Source organism: Haloarcula amylolytica JCM 13557, from assembly GCF_000336615.1.
In the GTDB taxonomy this organism is placed as follows: domain Archaea; phylum Halobacteriota; class Halobacteria; order Halobacteriales; family Haloarculaceae; genus Haloarcula; species Haloarcula amylolytica.
The window spans coordinates 315,595-329,668 of sequence record NZ_AOLW01000006.1; the positions used below are offsets into that span (position 1 = coordinate 315,595).

At 66.1% G+C, this 14,074-nt stretch carries 16 protein-coding genes; 11 read left to right on the forward strand and 5 right to left on the reverse strand.

The window, feature by feature from the left end:
- The first annotated feature begins 65 nt into the window (after positions 1-65).
- From C442_RS01865 to C442_RS01885, 5 genes are all read left to right on the forward strand, one after another.
- A complete protein-coding gene (locus tag C442_RS01865) occupies positions 66-1,274 on the forward strand; it encodes an inorganic phosphate transporter (protein WP_008307357.1) in 1,209 nt (402 codons plus the stop codon).
- Between the two features lie 122 nt (positions 1,275-1,396).
- Positions 1,397-1,786, forward strand: a complete 390-nt coding sequence (gene fer1, locus C442_RS01870) for a ferredoxin Fer1 (protein ID WP_004590522.1) — start codon at positions 1,397-1,399, stop codon at positions 1,784-1,786.
- A 102-nt stretch (positions 1,787-1,888) separates the two neighbouring features.
- A complete protein-coding gene (locus C442_RS01875) occupies positions 1,889-2,914 on the forward strand; it encodes an A24 family peptidase (RefSeq protein ID WP_008307359.1) in 1,026 nt (341 codons plus the stop codon).
- A gap of 47 nt (positions 2,915-2,961) precedes the next feature.
- Positions 2,962-3,324 (forward strand): phosphoribosyl-AMP cyclohydrolase, encoded by a 363-nt coding sequence (gene hisI / locus C442_RS01880; protein WP_008307361.1) that lies wholly within the window; start codon positions 2,962-2,964, stop codon positions 3,322-3,324.
- Positions 3,324-4,475, forward strand: coding sequence for a DUF7118 family protein (locus C442_RS01885; RefSeq protein WP_008307364.1), 1,152 nt, complete (start codon positions 3,324-3,326; stop codon positions 4,473-4,475). The genes hisI and C442_RS01885 overlap by 1 nt, the downstream gene beginning before the upstream one ends.
- Here the strand turns inward: C442_RS01885 and glmM are convergent.
- On the reverse strand, positions 4,460-5,839 hold the full coding sequence (gene glmM / locus C442_RS01890) for a phosphoglucosamine mutase (protein ID WP_008307365.1): 1,380 nt from the start codon (positions 5,837-5,839) through the stop codon (positions 4,460-4,462). The two genes, C442_RS01885 and glmM, sit on opposite strands and share 16 nt — an antisense overlap.
- Positions 5,840-5,925: 86 nt before the next feature.
- Here glmM and pyrE point away from each other — a divergent pair, with 86 nt between their 5' ends.
- Together pyrE and C442_RS01900 are read left to right on the forward strand one after the other, a co-directional pair.
- Complete coding sequence (gene pyrE / locus C442_RS01895; RefSeq protein ID WP_008307366.1) at positions 5,926-6,477, forward strand: orotate phosphoribosyltransferase; 552 nt, start codon at positions 5,926-5,928, stop codon at positions 6,475-6,477.
- A gap of 86 nt (positions 6,478-6,563) precedes the next feature.
- Complete coding sequence (locus C442_RS01900) at positions 6,564-6,812, forward strand: glutathione S-transferase N-terminal domain-containing protein (RefSeq protein WP_008307368.1); 249 nt, start codon at positions 6,564-6,566, stop codon at positions 6,810-6,812.
- A gap of 265 nt (positions 6,813-7,077) precedes the next feature.
- Here C442_RS01900 and C442_RS01905 read toward each other — a convergent pair whose 3' ends face one another.
- On the reverse strand, positions 7,078-8,046 hold the full coding sequence (locus C442_RS01905) for a transcriptional regulator (protein WP_008307370.1): 969 nt from the start codon (positions 8,044-8,046) through the stop codon (positions 7,078-7,080).
- A gap of 128 nt (positions 8,047-8,174) precedes the next feature.
- On the opposite strand from C442_RS01905, the gene C442_RS01910 reads away from it, so the two are divergent.
- The 3 genes from C442_RS01910 (at position 8,175) to C442_RS01920 (ending at position 10,165) form a co-directional block, all read left to right on the forward strand.
- Positions 8,175-9,440 (forward strand): tRNA(Ile)(2)-agmatinylcytidine synthase, encoded by a 1,266-nt coding sequence (locus tag C442_RS01910; RefSeq protein WP_008307372.1) that lies wholly within the window; start codon positions 8,175-8,177, stop codon positions 9,438-9,440.
- 258 nt (positions 9,441-9,698) lie between these two features.
- Positions 9,699-9,905 (forward strand): hypothetical protein, encoded by a 207-nt coding sequence (locus tag C442_RS01915; protein WP_008307374.1) that lies wholly within the window; start codon positions 9,699-9,701, stop codon positions 9,903-9,905.
- A gap of 32 nt (positions 9,906-9,937) precedes the next feature.
- Complete coding sequence (locus C442_RS01920; protein WP_008307375.1) at positions 9,938-10,165, forward strand: hypothetical protein; 228 nt, start codon at positions 9,938-9,940, stop codon at positions 10,163-10,165.
- A 1-nt stretch (position 10,166) separates the two neighbouring features.
- On the opposite strand, the gene C442_RS01925 is transcribed toward C442_RS01920, so the two are convergent.
- Both C442_RS01925 and C442_RS01930 read right to left on the reverse strand, forming a co-directional pair.
- Positions 10,167-11,231, reverse strand: a complete 1,065-nt coding sequence (locus C442_RS01925; RefSeq protein ID WP_008307377.1) for a pyridoxal-phosphate dependent enzyme — start codon at positions 11,229-11,231, stop codon at positions 10,167-10,169.
- Between the two features lie 147 nt (positions 11,232-11,378).
- Entirely contained in the window at positions 11,379-12,335 is a 957-nt protein-coding gene (locus tag C442_RS01930; RefSeq protein ID WP_008307378.1) for a succinylglutamate desuccinylase/aspartoacylase family protein, read from the reverse strand.
- Positions 12,336-12,434: 99 nt separating this feature from the next.
- On the opposite strand from C442_RS01930, the gene C442_RS01935 reads away from it, so the two are divergent.
- A complete protein-coding gene (locus C442_RS01935) occupies positions 12,435-12,686 on the forward strand; it encodes a DUF7536 family protein (RefSeq protein WP_420182172.1) in 252 nt (83 codons plus the stop codon).
- Between the two features lie 7 nt (positions 12,687-12,693).
- Here C442_RS01935 and C442_RS01940 read toward each other — a convergent pair whose 3' ends face one another.
- Positions 12,694-13,917, reverse strand: a complete 1,224-nt coding sequence (locus C442_RS01940; RefSeq protein ID WP_049942765.1) for a potassium channel family protein — start codon at positions 13,915-13,917, stop codon at positions 12,694-12,696.
- Between the last annotated feature and the right edge of the window lie 157 nt (positions 13,918-14,074).

The window sequence follows — 14,074 nt, forward strand, 5'->3', positions numbered from 1 at the left end:
GGTCGCCGTCGCTTGGCGCAGTACCCGTTCGGTATGTTTTAACCCAGTGAGGGACTGGCACCTGTATGGTCGAAGTTCTCTTTGCCCTCGGTGTTCTGGTGGCTATCTTCGTCGGCTTCAATATCGGGGGGTCTTCGACGGGTGTCGCGTTCGGGCCTGCAGTCGGGTCAGATACGCTTTCGAAACTGTCCGCGGCGGCCCTGATGACCATCTTCGCGCTGGCCGGGGGACTCATCGTCGGCCCGGAAGTCGTCGAAAGCCTCGGGAGCGACCTCGTCGAGACCGCCTTCTCGCCGCTCATCAGCATCGTCGTGCTGTTTTTCATCGGCGTCGCGCTGTTTCTCTCGAACGTGGTCGGCGTCCCGGCGTCGACCTCGATGACGGCTGTCGGCGCTATCGCCGGTCTCGGCCTCGCTCGCGGGACGCTAAACGCCGCCCTGATGCTCGAAATCGTCTCGTGGTGGCTCGTTTCCCCGATTATCGCCTTCTGGGTCAGCGGGGTCATCGGCCGGTACTTCTACCCGCGCCTCGTCGAGTGGTTCGCTGTCTCCCAGAGCGAGGGGTCGCTACTGGATTTCGACCGGTCCGGCTCGATTCCACAGCCGTCACTCGGCGAGAACACGACGCCGCGTGAGTTCGTCGGGACCGTCGTCGTCATCGGTATCGGCTGTTACATGGCTTTCTCGGCGGGCGCGTCGAACGTTGCCAACGCCGTCGCCCCCCTTGTGGGGAACGGCTCGCTAGATATGTACCCGGCTATCCTGCTCGGCGGCGGGGCCATCGGTCTCGGTGCGTTCACCATTGCCCGCCGAACGATGGACACGGTCGGCAACGACCTGACCGACCTCCCGCTGGTCGCCGCCATCGTGGTCGCGGCGGTCGCCTCCACCATCGTCACCTTCCTCTCCGCGCTGGGTATTCCGGCGAGTTTCGTCATCATCGCCACGATGAGTATCGTCGGTCTCGGGTGGGGCCGTGCAACGCGAACGACGAGTATCTCCGATACTGTGCATGGTGAGACCCCCGTCGCGTCTGTCGGTGCGCTGACCACCGACGCGGAGGCTGCGGACGCGCCGACCGTCGGCGGAAAAAAGGGGACGCCGAAGCCGGCCGAGACCGAACCCATCGGCGAGGAATCACGGGAGGACATCCCGTCGGCGTCGGACCTGTTCGAACCCGGGACCACCGCCAGAGTGATTTTCCTCCAGAACATCGTCCCGTCGATTGCGACGCTCGCGGCGTATCTGGTGTTCAAGTTTTTGCCGATCGCCTGAACAGTATCGGCCCGAACAGATGCCGTCAGTTCCGACGAATCCCCGCGTTGTCCCTCATTATTTTGCACGGCCTAAAACCGAAGGGCAAAGTCTAACAGGGCGGGGTTCGAACCAATCAGGTGATGCCCACGGTAGAGTACCTTAACTACGAAGTAGTGGACGATAACGGCTGGGACATGTACGACGACGACGTCTTCGCAGAGGCGTCAGATATGGACCTCGACGGTGAGGACTACGGGTCCCTCGAGGTGAACGAAGGCGAGTACATCCTTGAGGCCGCCGAGGCGCAGGGCTACGACTGGCCCTTCTCGTGCCGCGCCGGTGCCTGTGCGAACTGTGCCGCCATCGTTCTCGAAGGCGACATCGACATGGACATGCAGCAGATCCTCAGCGACGAGGAAGTCGAAGACAAGAACGTTCGCCTGACCTGTATCGGCAGCCCGGACGCCGACGAGGTCAAGATCGTCTACAACGCCAAGCACCTCGACTACCTGCAGAACCGCGTCATCTAACGCGGCTCCTGCAGCGCACTACACTTTCTTCTTCCAGCAGCGACTGCCTTGGACAGCCGTCGTACCGGAACCATTAGGGGTACCCCTGTATTGCGTACAGCCGTGCTTGGGTCGATACCGGACCTGCTTCGGCTGGTCGCCGTCCCGGTGTTCGGGTGGGCGGCCTACCGCGACGTGAAAACCCGCCGGGTGCCCAACCGGACCTGGACCCCGCTTGCCGTGCTGGCGGTCGTGCTCCTGCTGTGGGACGCCTACACCGTCTGGGCCGGCCCGACAGCGGTCGGCCAGCGGCTGTTCTTCGTTCAGGTCGCGATCAGTCTCGGCTTCGTCATTCCGCTGTCGTACGGTTTCTGGCTCATCGGCGGGTTCGGTGGGGCCGACGCGAAGGCGTTCATGCTCGTCGCCGTTCTCTTTCCCGTCTATCCGGTGTACTACCTGCCCATGCCAAGCGTCGCCCTCCCGCTCCAGCAGAGCGCTATCGGCGTGTTCTCGCTGACGATCCTCTCGAACACCGTGCTTGCTGGCATCGTCTATCCGCTGGCCGTCGCCGCCGGCAACCTCGCTCGGGGACGCTTCTCCCTAGCGATGTTCATCGGCCGGCCCGTCGCCGCCGCCGACGTCACTGAAGAGTACGGTCGACTGCTCGAATCGCCCGACGGGTTCGACCGCGGCGGCCTCGACCTCGACGCCCTCCGGATGTACCTGCGCTGGCGCGGTTGCTCGCTCGCCGACATCCGGGCCGATCCCGACCACCATCGGCGTCCGACTTCCCTCCCGGCGGTTCCGAACGACCCCGGCGACGGTTCCCTGGCGACCGACGGCGGCGATCCGGTGGCCGACGACGTAGAAGGACCGGCAGACCGTGACGCCGGGGCCGATGAGACCGACCGTCCCGCCGCCATCGACGACCCGTGGGGTGCCGAGCGGTTTCTGGACGACATCGACCACTCCGCCTACGGCACGTCGCCGGCCCAGCTCCGTGACGGACTGGACGTGCTCGCCGAACAGGACGAGGTGTGGATTTCGCCCGGGATTCCGTTCCTCGTCCCGATGTTCGCCGGGCTGATCGTCTCGCTCACCTACGGCGACGTGCTGTTCTCGCTGTTGCAGGCTGTTGGGCTGGCCTGACCCCCCGCAGCAGAAGACCTATTTTGCGGACACGCCTCGGCCCGAGTATGACCGAGGTCGACCTCGCGTTCGACGAGCAGGAGTACATCCCCGCTGTCGCACAGGACGCAGACACCGGCGAGGTGCTCATGCTCGCCTACGTCACAGAGGAAGCGCTCCGGAAGACCCGCGAGACGGGGGAAGCCCACTACTACTCGCGGAGCCGGGACGAACTCTGGCACAAGGGCGGGACCAGCGGCCACACGCAGGCCGTCGAAGAGGTGCGGGTCGACTGCGACGGGGACGCGCTGCTGTACGTCGTCGACCAGACCGGCGGGGCGTGCCACACCGGCTACGAGTCCTGCTTTCACCGGACTGTCGACGGCGAGACGGTCGGCGAGCAAGTGTTCGACCCCGACGACGTGTACTGATGGCGCGATCCGATACTGAGATCGAAAGCAGTGCAGGAACTCCCGACACCGTTGAGCGCCTCGAACAGGCCGCCGAGACGCACGACCGGGCACAGGAACGCGTCGAGGAGGTCGGCGCAGACGCGCTCCGTGACTGCCGTGGCATCTACAGCGAGCTGTGGAACCTGCTCGAAAGCTACGACGGGCGGGCGACCGGCGGCGGCGACTTCGAGGCGTTCATGGAGTTTCAGGGCCGCGTCGGGACGCTGACCGACGACCTCCCCGAGGACCTGCCCGAGCGCGATACCTTCGAAGAAGTCGACGACTTCCTCCAGCAGCGGCGACTCACCGAGGGCGACTTCGAGCAGGCCCGCGAGATGCTGTCGCCCGTCGGCGACCTCGTCGGGCGACTCGACGAACTCGACGACGCACGCGAGCGGTACAAGAAGGCCCGGACCGAGGCGAACCGTCGACGCGACGAACTGAGCGACCGCATCGACGACCTCGAACGCCTCCAGCGCCTCGGCGACGCCGACCTCGATGCGCCGGTCGAGCATCTCCGTGACCCCATCGAGCGCTACAACGACGCCGTCACCGAGGCGTTCACCGAGTTTCGGCGCAACACGCCGGCCCGGGAGGCCCTGGCCGTCATCGAGCGCGCGGAGGCGTACCCGCTGGTCGAGTTCCGGTCCCCGCCTGCGGAACTGCTGACCTACGTCCGCGAGCACGACGCCGGGACGGAGCCGATTCCGAAACTACTGGAGTACGCCGACTACTCCGCCTCGAAACTGGACCACTACGTCGACGACGCCGCGGCGCTCCGCAGCGCCGTCGCCACCCGACGGACGTACCTCCGTCGGCTCGATGCCGAGCCGGTCAGAATCGACTGGCCGCCGCCGTCGGCCGACGCTCTGCCGTGGTTCTGCCGTGAGTACCGCTCGGTTGTCGCCCGCTTCGCCGACGAGTCCGTGGTCGCAGGGCTACGGGAGGTGCGTGGACTCGCGGAGCGGGACGACTACGAGCGGCTCCGGGAGAGCGCCGTCGCTCGCTCGGAACTCACGGAATCAGAGCGCGAGCGACTGGCAAGCGGCGCTGTCGAACAGGAACTATCGACCGCCCGCGAGGCCAGGGCGGCTATCGACGACGCGCTGGAGACTTATTCGCCGCTGTAGGTGTCTGTCCGCTGGGTCGCTCGACTGACCATCGTTTCGGCCAGCTCTTCAGCGCGGTCGAGTGTCCGCGCTTCTGCGTAGACCCGGACGACGGGCTCCGTGCCGGACGGTCGGGCCAGTACCCAGCCGTCGCCGTAGTCGAGCCGGTAGCCGTCCGTCGTATCGAGGTCGGCCGTCGCGTCGTTGGCGTGGGCCTCGATGCCTTCGAGCATCGCCTCGCGCTCGTCTTCGGTCTCGTATTCGAGGTTCCGCCGGACGTTGTAGTAGTCGTCGTAGTCCGCGGCCACCTCGCTCGCGGGCCGCTCGGCGACGAGTTCGAGGAACTTCGCGGCGGTGAACGCGCCATCCCGGGCGATGCGGTAGTCCGGGAAGAGGATGCCGCCGTTGCCCTCGCCGGCGATAGCGACGTGCGTGCCCTCGTCCTGCAGTCTGCGGATGCGACTGACGATGTACGTCGAGCCGATGGGGGTAAGCGAGAGTGTCGCGCCGGCGTCCTCGACCACGTCCACGAGGCGCTGGGAGGCGTTGACCGCCGAGACGACGCCGTCGCCGGACTCGATTTTCGCAGCCGCGAGCGCCGCCAGCGCGGCGTCGCCTTCGATGTGTGTCCCGGTTTCATCGACGAACATCCCGCGGTCGGCGTCGCCGTCGTGGGCAAAGCCGAGGTCGGCGTCGGTCGCCCGGACGAACGCCCGGAGGTCTCCGAGGTTCTCGGCGACGGGTTCGGGGTCGCGGCCGGGGAAGTGGCCGTCGGGCTGGGTGTTGACGGTGTGGACCTCACAGCCGAGTTCGCGGAACAGGTCGGGGCTCGTCAGCGAGCCCGCGCCGTGCCCGGGGTCGACGACGATAGTGAGGTCGGCGTCGGCGATGCGGTCGCGGTCGACGGCAGACAGCACCTGCTCGCGGTAGCGGCGGCGGGCGCTATCGATGGCGGTGTCGGACCCGACTGTCTCCCAGTCCGCGTAGGCCGGGGTGTCGTCTCGCAGAGACTGCTCGACGTGGTCGAGCGTGTCCCGCGTCAGTTCGACGCCGTCCGCGCCGATGAGCTTCACGCCGTTGTACGCGGCCGGATTGTGACTCGCAGTAATCATCACGCCCGGAACCCCTTCACGCTCACAGTAGGCCTGCAGCCCTGGCGTCGGCACGACGCCGAGGCGGTCGACGTCGAACTCGACGGTCGTCAGGCCGCTCGTCGCGGCGTTGATAAACGTCCGCCCGGTCGTCCGCGTGTCCCGGGCGATTGCCACGCGGTCGTGGTCGTCACGCCAGACGTCCCCGGCGGCCTGTGCAACCCGAAGGACGTACCGCGGTGTCAGCTCATCGCCCGCGACACCCCGGACGCCGCTCGACCCGAAAACTTGCATTCGAGCGAGTGTCTGACGCGGAGGGGCTTAGGAATGTCGCTGTCCGAATTCAACAGTCATTAGCCCCGTGACCGTGCAGTGAGCGTATGGCAAACGACGACCTCATCGCGGCGCTACGGGACGCCGACGCCGTCAAGTTCGGGGAGTTTGAGCTCTCCCACGGCGGCACGTCGAACTACTACGTCGACAAGTACGTCTTCGAGACAAACCCCGACTGTCTGGATCTCATCGCCGGGGCCTTCGCCGAGCGCATCGCCGAGTGGGACACGGACGCCACGCTCGCCGGCGTCGCCCTCGGTGCGGTCCCGCTGGTCGCAGTCACCAGTGTCGAGACGGGCATCCCCTACGTTATCGCCCGCAAGCAGGCAAAGGAGTACGGCACGGGCAACCGAATCGAAGGGGATCTGGCCGACGGCGAGGAGGTCATCATCCTCGAAGACATCGCGACGACCGGCCAGAGCGCGGTCGACGCCGCCGAGGCGCTCCGCGAGGCCGGCGCTGTCGTCAATCGCGTGCTCGTCGTCGTCGACCGCGAGGAGGGGGCCAGCGAGAACCTCGCTGACCACGACCTCGAACTGTCCTCGCTCGTGACGGCGTCGGACCTGCTGGCCGACGCACCCGACGATATCGACGTGTAGCGCTGGCCGGAACGCTCTCGGCCCTGCGCGGCCGGGACACACCACCGATGTGTTCTTGACGCTGGCTCGCCTACCCACGAGTGCAAATGGCTAATCTCGAACTCTACGAACTCGAGGGGTGTCCGTACTGTGCGAAGGTAATCAAGAAACTCGACGAGCTGGGCCTCGACTACGAGTCCCACATGGTCCCGCGGTCCCACGGCGAGCGGACCGAAGTGAAGGAGGTTTCGGGCCAGACGGGCGTTCCCGTCCTCGTCGACGAGGACAACGGCGTCGACGGGATGCCTGAATCCGACGACATCGTCGAGTATCTCGAAGAAACGTACGGGCAGTAAGACATCTCTATCGCGGTCGCGCTACGCGCGACCGTTTTTCGCCCACGTTTTTCGAGTCGAGCGGGACCGAAGGTCCCGCTGACCATGCGAACGGGCGCATCGCGCCCGTGAGCAGAGACCCCTCCCGCAGCGAGTGGAACGAGCGAGGAGGGGTAAGGACGAAAAAGGTGGATTGTCGAGTATCTCGAAGAGACGTACGGGCAGTAGACCCGGGGCTTGCGGTGGTTCTCGTTTTTACGTGACAGCGAAGACTGAGAGCGCCCGCTCAGGCGACTTCCTCGCGGTCCTCGCCGCGCTCCATAATGAGGTCGCGCAGGTCGATGGCGTCCTCGATGTTCTCCATCTCCTCTTTTTCGATGAGCGCGGTCCCCTCGACGGACTCCCGCCGGAGTTCGTCGACGACGTACACCGACCGGGTCCGGGTTACCTCGCCGACCGAGGACATGATGCGCGCCCGTTTCTCGGCCGTCTCGGTGAACGCCGAGTGACCGGCAAGGACCTGCCCGTGCTCGTCGTCGCTCTCGTTGACGCTCTTGAAGGGCGCGCGGTCCGTCGGGTGGACCTCGAAGCCGATACGGGTGAATACCGTCACAATCGGCTGGTCTTCCGGTGCGACATCGGGGTCGTCCGGTGTCGGCTCGTCGTCCCGGACCTCTTCGGCGCCGTCGAGGACGCTCACCGGCGAGGTCAGCGGCGCGTCGAACAGGTCCTCCAGTTCGGCGGCCACCTCGACGGAGGCGTCCATCCCGTCCTCGTATTTCGAGACTGTCCGCCGGGAGACGCCCAGTTCCTTCGCCAGTCGGCCGAGCGACCAGTCGCGGTCCTCGCGCACGTCGGCAAGAATCTCCGAGTCGATGTTGACGTAAAGCCCGCCCGGAGCGGCGTAGATGAGCGGTGGGACCTCCTCGACGAACAGGTCCATCGCGGTGTCGGGCGACAGCACGGGGACGCCGTGCCGGAAGTAGACGACGCCGGGTTTCAGTTCCTCGTCGCGCGTCCGGAGGCCGATGACAATCGGCGTGGCGTTCAGGTACGTGCCCAGTCGCCGCATCTCGCCCCCAGTCTGTGCGTCGAAGGCGTCGATGTTGCCCAGTATCTTCAGGAGCAACACGTCCTCACCGCGACGAGCAGCGATGTCGAAACTCTTCGGACGAATCGCACAGCGGTCGCTGACGAGGAAGCCAGCGTCTTCGAGCATCGCCATGACGTTTTCCACCAGCGCCGACCGTGACATAGTACTCTGTACCTCTACTGAGTCTAGACCGTTCACCCATTATATGCATTGCGCCGTTCGTTGAGGTTTCAGGCCGGGAACCGGGACGTGACGAAAGGGGTTTGACTGTTTCGGGGCTACAGGCGCTTGTGACTGTCGTCGGCCTCGATGATACTGACTCGCGCGAGCGGGGGATGTGTACGACCTACGCCGCCGCCACCCTCGCGGAGGCGATACGCGACGCCGGGGGGACCGTCGAGCGACTGCTCCTCGTTCGACTGAACCCCGCCGTCGAGCACAAGACCCGCGGGAACGCGGCGCTGGCGGTGCATACTGACCTCGACGCCGACACGGTGCGTGGACTGGCCGAGGACGTGCTCGACATGGCCGAGACCGACGACCCGCGGACCAACCCCGGCGCTGTCGTCGCCGACTGCGACCCCGAAGACGTCCCACCGCAGGTCGCAACGTTCGCCCGCGAGACAATCCAGTCGATACAGGACCCGATGGCTGCGACGACGCTAGCCGACGTGGTCGGGTTCGCCCGTTGCCAGCGGGGCAACGGCCGCGGCCTCGTCGGCGCGCTCGCGGCGGTCGGGGCCTGGGCCGCGCTGTCGGACTGGACCTACGAACACATCGCCTACCGGGAGCAAGACCGGTGGGGCACTGAGCGGGCGGTCGACGGCGAGAGCGTCCGCGCCGTGGCGGCCGAGTACTACCCCGACGTGTGGGACACTGTCGACCGTGCATCGGGCTATCCGGTCTGCGTTCCCCGGACGCCGTGTCCGATTCTCTACGGGATCCGCGGCGACGACCCCGACACCTGTCGCGCCGTCGCCGACGCGATCGACAGCGAACCCATCGCCCGCCGGGCGACGTTCGTGACGAACCAGGGAACGGACGTTCATCTACAGGACGCCGCTGTCGACGCGGTCACGGCCGACAGCGCCTACCGCGTCACCGGCAATGTGGTCGAGGCCCCCGAAACGCGGGAGGGCGGGCATGTGTTCGTTACGCTCGAGGGCGACGATACGACCCTCGACTGTGCGGCCTTCGAGCCGACGAAGGGCTTTCGCGACCGGGTCCGCTCGCTCAGGGTGGGCGACCGAATCACTGCCTGTGGCGAAGTGACCGACGGCACGCTCAAACTGGAGAAGTTCGCAGTTCGGGAACTCGTTCGGACGGAACCCGTCACGCCGGACTGCCCGGACTGTGGGCGGTCGATGAAATCCGCCGGCCGGAACCAGGGCTATCGGTGTCGGGACTGCGGGACCAGCGCCGACGGCAAGACCGAGCAGTCAATAGAGCGGGGACTGGAACGCGGCTGGTACGAAGTGCCGCCGGTCGCGCGCCGCCACATCGCCAAGCCGCTGGTCCGTGGCGGGTTCGACGCGCCCACTCACCCGTCCCGCTGAGACGGATTAGCGTCGCGGTGTACCGGTCTCTCTCGACCTCGGGGACGACTTATGCGGAAATGAGCGATAACAATTCGAATGCGGTGTGATATCGTCACGTAAACCTCCCACCCGACGATCAATCGTGGCCCTGGTCCTGTCTTCCATCTGGTTCGAACCGGCTACCGTCGAGTAAGCACCACGAATATTCCGGTAATACGGGGATATATCTCGATTTAGACTACGGATAACAATATTGATATACCGTTATGTGCGGCCATGAGCACCGAAGGGGCAGACACCCAGCGGCGAAATACGGCCGACGGCGAGGTCGCCGAGAAGCTATTGACTGTCGAACACGAGCCGGCTGCGGGCGGCGGCCAGCGCTCGATCCTGTATCCGCCCGGCAGCACGCCCTCCGAACTGGAAGCGAACTGGCTGGCCGTTTCGTCTGACCTTCTCGTCCCGCTTGACGACGTTCAGTAGCCCTTACGCCCGATAATCGACAGGTAACAATAATGATACCTGTCGTGAATCGAGACATGGACTCCGATACCCAGTCGACGAGTGCGGTGACGGCAGCGGCTGACGCTGACGAGGGAACGCTACCTGCCGTGGTACGCTCCCGTCCCGACGGTAGTGAGCGACTCATCTGCTACGCGCCAGATGTCGACACGACAGACGTAGAGGACCAGTGGCTCTCCGTCGATGCCGACTTTCCGGTCTCGACACTGCTGATGCGGTAGGCTAGTCGTTTCGTCCGGTCAACGCAACAACCACGTCGTCACCGTCCTGGAGTTCTCCCCGCTCTCTGAACTGAGGGAGCGCCGCCGTCGCCGTCGCACACGTCGGCTCGACGTGAAACCCTGCCCCACTGAGTCGGTCGCGCTCTCGCTCGGTTGCCGCCGCGGAGACGGCGACGGCGGCACCATCGGTTTCGTCGATTGCATGCCGTATCTGATGGGCACGCGGCGGGTCACGGATGTGGATCCCGTCGGCGAGATCGTTGGCAGCAGCGGCGTCCGGTGTACTGCCCTCCTCGTCGGCGATGGGACTGTACCCGACCGCTTGCGTCCCCAGTATACGCGGGATAGCGTCCGTCCATCCAGCTTGCTCCAGTGCCCGAAACCCGCGGTAGAGGCCGAGAAACAGCGTCCCGTGACCGAGCGGTGTGACGACGGCGTCCGGCACGCTCCAGTTTCTCTGGGCGGCGATTTCGTAGGCGGCCGTCGCCGTCCCGGCGAAGAACGCGGGGTTCCAGGCGTGGCTGGCGTACCAGCCCGCCCCGTTCTCCACGGCGTCGATACAGGCCGCGGTTACGGACTCTCTACTCCCCTCGACCGGGACCACGTCGGCTCCGGTCCGTTCGATGCGGCGAACCTTCGCTTCCTTCGCGCTCGCCGGGACGTATATCTTCGCGTCCAGGCCCGCTCGTGCCGCGTAGGACGCGACTGCCAGCCCGGCGTTGCCCGAGGAATCTTCGAGCACGCGGTCGGCTCCGACTTCGAGCGCTTCGGCGATGACCGTCGCCGCGCCGCGGTCCTTGAAACTCCCCGTCGGGTGGAGATACTCCAGTTTGAACGTGGCGTCCCACTCGGGCGCGTCGACCAGCGGCGTCCAGCCTTCGCCTAAACTGACCCGCTCACCCATCGGGAGGAAGTCAGCGAAGTCCCAGACGCCGCTGGCCCGCGAGAACTGCGCCGGTCGGCTGTCGGGCAGGGGCTGGCTGGCGTAATCAAGCGGAGCCCCGCAGGAACACCGCCAGGGTTCCTCACGGGGGTACTCCCGGTCGCAGACGCTACAGGTGCGCATGGGCTTGCTCCGTGGCGAACCGTCCAAAAGCTGGCGGCGTCTGTGGCGCGGTAGTCGGTGCCTGCGGCTGGGCTGGCGGAGCGCACAGAGCGATGGCCGGGCGGCCGCTCCGCGGCCGAGGCCACCCTCCGAAGTGAAAAGTGGTTGTTAGTAGGTATCCACGTTCGTCCCGACCGAGCAGACGTACTCGCCGGTCGCGACCTGCGGGAGTCGACGGGCACGCCAGAACACGCCGCTGGAGTCGGCGGTGATTTCGGCCTTCGGCTCGCCGAACACGTCGGTCACTTCGAACAGCGTCTCGCCGCGGGCGACGCGGTCGCCGAGGTCGGGCTTGAGGTCGATGAGGCCGCCGACGGGAGAGCCGTACTGTTCGAACCCGGAAGCGCGGGTCTGGGGGCGCGTGTCGTGGTGACCGTCGAGGAACCCGTAGTAGTTCAGTACGTTGAAGACGCCGTTGATACCGCGCTGGATGGAATCCTCGTCCCAGCCGACACAGCCGCCGAGTTCGGGGTCGATTGTCGGCACGCCCTCGTCGGGGGCGGCGCGGGCCAACTGGCCGTCGGGGCCTTTCTGGTCGAGGATGTAGCCACAGCCGAACACTTTCGCGAGTTCGAGACACTCCTCGTGGAGGCGGTGGCGGGTGCCACACCGGACCCGCACCTCGTCGATCATTTGCGAGGTCGACCCCTGATGTAGGTCGAGCACGTAATCGGCGCTGATGGCGGCGTTGAACGTCGCCGCGGCGATGCGCTCGCTCGACGTGCCCGTTTTGTCGCCCGGATACGCCCGGTTCATCTTCGTGTCGTCGATCGGGTTGCGGTGCTCGGCGACCTGGAACGCGTGGTAGTTGACGACGCCACAGACCAGAATCGTCCCGGATAGCTCCGTCGGGTCGAGCTGCGGGAGTGTTCGCTGGATGACGCCGACGCCGTTCAGTTCGTCGCCGTCGCTGGCCGCCTGTATGTAGAGTGTCCGTCCGTCGTCGACACCGTTGACGACGGCGACCGGTAGCCCGAACGTCGACCCGTCGCGGGTCTCACCGACCTCCAGCCGCCCCGTGTCTTTCTCACCGGGGGCGGCGGTCGCCGTACCGAAAGTAACCATTGTTCCCACGTTTGCCTTGGGAGCCTTTACTGGTTCGGATTTCGCCAGCAGTTGCGCCGGACCGACGGCATCTTGGGGCCGCCGGCCCTATCGACAGGTGTGTCCCAGTCCGAGCCACAGAGCGGGAAAGCGGCGATGGTCGCGGCGCTGAACGTGCCACGGAACGCGAAAATCGGCTTCGTACTCGCCGGCCTGTTCACGGCGGGGCTGTTCGCCCTGTTCGTCCTGCCGGGGACCCAGCGCCCGATGGGGTTCTACGTGGCGCTGGGGTTCGTTCTCGCGACGTCGCTGGGCGGTCTGCTGACGGCGCTGTTCACGGCCCTGTCGGCTGTGCGACTCGCAAGACAGTAGCAAAACGCTATTTTCCCTCGGCCAGTTCTGTAAGCCGACCGCCGCCGGTTCGAGTCCCCTTCGCGATGAGCACGTCGCCCGTCTGAATCTGCGTTTCCGGCCCTGGCGAGACGACCCAGTCGCCGCCCTCGCGCCCGGTCCGTTCACTCTCCCCGGCCCCGCGACGTATCGCGATGATCCGCATACCCGTCGCCGTCTTGACCGCCGCGTCGCCGATGGTCGTCCCCGCGAGATCGCTGTCGGGGTACACTGTCGTCCGAACGATGACCTCGTCGGACTCCTGGACGGCCTCGGCGACGACCGGATGCGTCGACAGCCCTCGCAGGACACCCTCGCTCATCTCCAGTGCGGCGTCGGAGATAACCTCTGTCGACCGGGCCAGGTGGACGAGGCCCCGCAGCGACACGGGGTCGTCGATGTCAGCGGCGGCCCGGAGCGTCCAGGCCTCGAAGCGGGACTGCAGCGCGTCGACCTCGGCTTCGAGTTCGACGACCTCTTCGGCGACCTCTGTGCTGTCGAACAGTACCGCGCCGTAGGCTAGGTCAACCGCCAGCTCGCCCATGTCTTTCATCAGGACGATAGAGTCGACGGCGCGTTCGAGGTCCCGGACGCCACCCTCGGGCGGTTCCGGCGGTTCGTACACGTCGCCGGTCGCGTCCTGATACACCTCGGCGATACCGTCCTCGGGGCCACGGAACAGCACCACGTCGTCCGCTTCGAGGCGCGTCTCCCGGTCGGGGTTGAGCAGCCAGTTCCCCTGCCGGCGAATCGCCAGCGCGCGGACGCCGGTCTCGGTTTCGAGGTTCAGGCCCCCCAGCGTCTCATTGGCTAGCCGAGAGTCCGAACCGATTGTCGCCCGCACGAGCGTCTCGACGGCTTCGGGCAGGGCCGCCCGCATCGTATCCGGCAGGCCGATATCCTCTAGGACTATCTTGGCGATGTCGCCGGCGGCGTCGCTGATCTTCTCGGCGGCCCCGACCATCCCCAGGACGGGGGCCAGCGACTCCGCGTCCGCCGTCGACCGGCAGGCCATCAGGAGGCTCATGCGTGCGCGCAACTGGAGCACGTCCATCTTCTCCTCTAACTCCAGCACCTCCGCGGCCACGTCGTCGCTACCCAGCAGGACAGCCGAGTACGAGAGGTCGATGAGCAACTCGGCGGTGTCTTTCATCTCGGCCAGTACCTGCTTGACGCTGACCGGTTCGTACTCGACCGTCCCTGTCGGGTCCATGGCCGCCGGTTCGATGCCCCCGAGCAAAAACGTTCCTCACTGTGTGAGGAGATAGCGCGCCCCGCTATTGGCTATGACTGGCCGTTTGCATACCAGTGTGGGTGCTACGTTGGGGTATCGACCCAAATAGACCGGTAATCAGATGGACAGTCGTCCA

Bases quoted from the DNA above. Each gene is read 5' to 3' on its own strand.
- C442_RS01865 (WP_008307357.1), top strand. From the start codon at position 66: ATGGTCGAAGTTCTCTTTGCCCTCGGTGTTCTGGTGGCTATCTTCGTC.
- fer1 (WP_004590522.1), top strand. From the start codon at position 1,397: ATGCCCACGGTAGAGTACCTTAACTACGAAGTAGTGGACGATAACGGC.
- hisI (WP_008307361.1), top strand. From the start codon at position 2,962: ATGACCGAGGTCGACCTCGCGTTCGACGAGCAGGAGTACATCCCCGCT.
- C442_RS01885 (WP_008307364.1), top strand. From the start codon at position 3,324: ATGGCGCGATCCGATACTGAGATCGAAAGCAGTGCAGGAACTCCCGAC.
- glmM (WP_008307365.1), bottom strand. From the start codon at position 5,839: ATGCAAGTTTTCGGGTCGAGCGGCGTCCGGGGTGTCGCGGGCGATGAG.
- pyrE (WP_008307366.1), top strand. From the start codon at position 5,926: ATGGCAAACGACGACCTCATCGCGGCGCTACGGGACGCCGACGCCGTC.
- C442_RS01900 (WP_008307368.1), top strand. From the start codon at position 6,564: ATGGCTAATCTCGAACTCTACGAACTCGAGGGGTGTCCGTACTGTGCG.
- C442_RS01905 (WP_008307370.1), bottom strand. From the start codon at position 8,046: ATGTCACGGTCGGCGCTGGTGGAAAACGTCATGGCGATGCTCGAAGAC.
- C442_RS01915 (WP_008307374.1), top strand. From the start codon at position 9,699: ATGAGCACCGAAGGGGCAGACACCCAGCGGCGAAATACGGCCGACGGC.
- C442_RS01920 (WP_008307375.1), top strand. From the start codon at position 9,938: ATGATACCTGTCGTGAATCGAGACATGGACTCCGATACCCAGTCGACG.
- C442_RS01925 (WP_008307377.1), bottom strand. From the start codon at position 11,231: ATGCGCACCTGTAGCGTCTGCGACCGGGAGTACCCCCGTGAGGAACCC.
- C442_RS01930 (WP_008307378.1), bottom strand. From the start codon at position 12,335: ATGGTTACTTTCGGTACGGCGACCGCCGCCCCCGGTGAGAAAGACACG.
- C442_RS01940 (WP_049942765.1), bottom strand. From the start codon at position 13,917: ATGGACCCGACAGGGACGGTCGAGTACGAACCGGTCAGCGTCAAGCAG.